This is a genomic window from Salinicola sp. (genome assembly GCF_982684285.1).
Genome location: NZ_CEXLVS010000005.1, coordinates 23,330 through 25,430, shown reverse-complemented (window position 1 = coordinate 25,430; position 2,101 = coordinate 23,330). Strand labels below are relative to the sequence as shown.

At 70.2% G+C, this 2,101-nt stretch carries 2 protein-coding genes and 1 pseudogene; all 3 read left to right on the top strand.

Going from position 1 to position 2,101, the window contains the following annotated elements; all coding sequences use genetic code 11:
- Positions 1 to 298: pseudogene (locus tag AC3AYF_RS01085) on the top strand (EscN/YscN/HrcN family type III secretion system ATPase); the annotation flags it as partial.
- Positions 295 to 777: a type III secretion system stalk subunit SctO gene (sctO, locus tag AC3AYF_RS01080; protein WP_295036049.1), complete on the top strand. Its 483-nt coding sequence runs from the start codon at positions 295 to 297 to the stop codon at positions 775 to 777. The pseudogene AC3AYF_RS01085 and the gene sctO, both read left to right, overlap by 4 nt.
- Positions 774 to 2,036: a type III secretion system cytoplasmic ring protein SctQ gene (gene sctQ, locus AC3AYF_RS01075; protein WP_487779306.1), complete on the top strand. Its 1,263-nt coding sequence runs from the start codon at positions 774 to 776 to the stop codon at positions 2,034 to 2,036. Before sctO ends, sctQ begins: the two co-directional genes overlap by 4 nt.
- Positions 2,037 to 2,101: the final 65 nt, after the last annotated feature.

The following is a 2,101-nucleotide window of genomic DNA, read 5'->3' as shown; positions in this document are numbered from 1 at the left end:
GCTCGCCCGGCGTGACCATTTCCCGGCGATCGACGTGCTGGCCAGCCGCAGCCGGCTGATGGAGAGCGTCGCCAGCGACGAGCATCGCCGCGACGCCGCCAAGGTCCGCGAGCTGATGGCGCGCTATAGCGACGTCGAGCTGCTGCTGCAGGTGGGCGAGTATCGCGAGGGCAGCGATGCCGCCACCGACGAGGCGATTCGCAAGCACACCGAGATCGAGGCCTTCCTTCGCCAGTCCCGGGACGATCGCAGCGATTTCGCGGAAACGCTGAAGCGGCTGAAGGAGATCGCCCAATGACCTCGTTGCATCGACTCGAGCGCCTGATGCAGTTGCGGCGTCATCGTACCCGCCGGGCCGAGGAGGCGCTGGCGTCGAGCCAGCGCCACTGCCAGGACCTGGACACGCGACACCAGACGCTGGAGGCGTCGCTCGACCGGCACCAGCGCGCTTCCGGACGGCGCGAACAGGCGCTCTTCGATGATGGCGCGCAGCAGCCGATGAGTGCCGAAGCCATGGCGGAGTGGCAGCAGACGCTGGCCGACGATGCCGGACGACGCGAGTCGCTGCTCCAGCAGCGGCGAACGCTGGCGCGGGAGCGCCGGACCGCCGAAGCCGAGCGCGGCGAGCGGGCCGCCGAATGGGCGAGATGTCGGCGCGCCGAGCAGGCGCTGGACCGCCTGCGAGCCGATCGCTCCCGCGCGCTGGCGGTCGATGCCGAGCGGCTGGCGGAGCTGGAAATGGAAGAGATGCGACCGCCGCGGGGAGAGCTGACGTGACCCACCTCTCCACGACGTCACGCCGGGCTTCGGCGCGGCCCTCGACGGCCACGACCGACCTGGCGCCGGGCCGGGCGACGCCGCTGTCACCGGCGTCGCTCCCCGCGATGGCCTCCGACCGCCTGGCGCTCCATAACGCGCTGCACGTCGCTCGCCGGCCGCTCGAGTTCGACTGGCACGGCCGCAAGGCAATGCTGCGCCTGCTGCCCGAGGGCACCGCCATCGCTCAGGCGTGGTCGCTCACCCTCGACCTCGGCGGGGAACCCCTGACGCTGTCCGGCAGCGCGGCGGCGCTTGACCGTCTCGGTGAGCATCCCGACCGCCGACGGGATCTGCGAGAGGTGGATCGCGAGCTGGTCGCCATGTGGCTGGAGGTGGTCTGGCTCGAGTGGCTGGAGTCGCTGGAGCAACGGCTGGACGTCGACATCCACCTGCGGCCTGCCCTATCGGCCCCGATGGATCGCCCCACGCGCCTCTGTATCGCGTTCGAGATCGATGACGAAACGCACCCGCTCGCCCTCGACCTGCCGGTGGCCATCGCCGAGCGACTGCTGCCGACGCTCGATAGCGCCTTTCCGGCGCGCCGCGCCCCAGCCGACGGCGTCGTTGCCACCCTGCGAATCGAAAGCGGCGCGCAGACCCTGACGCTGGGCGAATGGCGCAGCCTGCGCGCCGGCGACGTGGTCATGCTCGACGGCGCAGCGGCCGATGAGGTCTGGCTGAATCTCGCCGATCGTTTCGGCTGCCGGGCTCGCTTCGGCGACACCGGGCTGCGTGCCGACGGGCCGCTCGGTGCGAGTTCCTCCCATCGTGCCCAGAATCCCTCTTCTGAAGCCTCGCACCGCCCTTGTGAAGCCCCAAAACGCCCTGGTAAAGAGAGTGTCATGAGCGAACCTCCTGTGGATAAATCAACACCTCCCGCCCGATCCGAAACGGCCGCGGACAGCTCGGCATCGAGTACGGAAGCGCCGGATGTGGACAGTTCGCCCACGGATCCGCTGGACTCGGCTGGCTTGAACCTGGACGACCTGCCGGTGCAGCTGACCTGCGAACTGGGTCGCCTGGAACTGTCGCTCGGCGAACTGCGCCGGCTGGGCGAAGGCAGCGTGTTGCCGCTGGAGCGGCATCCCGAGCGGGCGGTCGACCTGGTCGTCAACGGCAGACGGATGGGGCGTGGGCGCCTGGTCGCCATCGGCGACGCGGTGGGGGTGCAGGTCGAGAGGCTCGCGCTCGACGAAGGGCGCGCCGGGGATGACTGAGTTTCAGCCCAACCTGATCGCGATCATCATCGTGGTCGCCACCATCGGCCTGGTGCCGCTGGCGG

Excerpts from the sequence above, each read along its gene's own strand:
- sctO (WP_295036049.1), top strand. The coding sequence starts at position 295 with ATGACCTCGTTGCATCGACTCGAGCGCCTGATGCAGTTGCGGCGTCAT.